The sequence below is a fragment of the Paenibacillus sp. PAMC 26794 genome (assembly GCF_000316035.1).
Taxonomy (GTDB): Bacteria; Bacillota; Bacilli; order Paenibacillales; family Paenibacillaceae; genus Paenibacillus.
Map to the genome: position 1 here is coordinate 1 of NZ_ANHX01000083.1, position 1,215 is coordinate 1,215.

Sequence of the window (1,215 nt, forward strand, 5' to 3'; positions counted from 1 at the left end):
GGTTAAGCTACTAAGAGCACACGGAGGATGCCTAGGCGCTAGGAGCCGATGAAGGACGTGGCGAACAACGAAACTGCCTCGGGGAGCTGTAAGCAAGCTTTGATCCGGGGGTGTCCGAATGGGGAAACCCAGCTGGGGTAATTTCCAGTTACTCATAACTGAATACATAGGTTGTGCAGAGGCATACCAGGGGAACTGAAACATCTAAGTACCCTGAGGAAGAGAAAACAATAGTGATTCCGTCAGTAGCGGCGAGCGAACGCGGAGAAGCCCAAACCAGAGAGCTTGCTCTTTGGGGTTGTGGGACGTCTCACATGGAGTTACAAAGGAACCGGTTAAGCGAAGAGGTCTGGAAAGGCCCGCCAAAGAAGGTAAAAGCCCTGTAGTTGAAAGTTGGTTCCCTCCGAGACGGATCCCGAGTAGTGCGGGGCACGTGAAACCCCGTATGAATCCGGCAGGACCATCTGCCAAGGCTAAATACTTCCTAGCGACCGATAGTGAAGCAGTACCGTGAGGGAAAGGTGAAAAGCACCCCGGAAGGGGAGTGAAATAGAACCTGAAACCGTGTGCTTACAAAAAGTCAGAGCCCGTTTTAGGGGTGATGGCGTGCCTTTTGTAGAATGAACCGGCGAGTTACGTTCCCGTGCAAGGTTAAGGTGAAGAGCCGGAGCCGCAGCGAAAGCGAGTCTGAATAGGGCGAATTAGTACGTGGACGTAGACCCGAAACCGGGTGATCTACCCCTGTCCAGGGTGAAGGTGCGGTAACACGCACTGGAGGCCCGAACCCACGCATGTTGAAAAATGCGGGGATGAGGTGGGGGTAGCGGAGAAATTCCAATCGAACTCGGAGATAGCTGGTTCTCCCCGAAATAGCTTTAGGGCTAGCCTCGGAAAACAGAGTCGTGGAGGTAGAGCACTGATTGGGTGCGGGGCCCGCAAGGGTTACCAAGCTCAGTCAAACTCCGAATGCCATAGACTTACTTCCGGGAGTCAGACAGTGAGTGCTAAGATCCATTGTCAAAAGGGAAACAGCCCAGACCATCAGCTAAGGTCCCCAAGTGTGTGTTAAGTGGAAAAGGATGTGGAGTTGCACAGACAACCAGGATGTTGGCTTAGAAGCAGCCACCATTGAAAGAGTGCGTAATAGCTCACTGGTCGAGTGACTCTGCGCCGAAAATGTAACGGGGCTAAACACACCACCGAAGCTATGGCTTG

1 rRNA gene is annotated in these 1,215 nt (G+C 52.9%); it reads left to right on the plus strand.

Annotated features, from left to right (window positions below):
* A 23S ribosomal RNA gene (locus tag D829_RS0126980) occupies positions 1-1,215 on the plus strand; the annotation flags it as partial.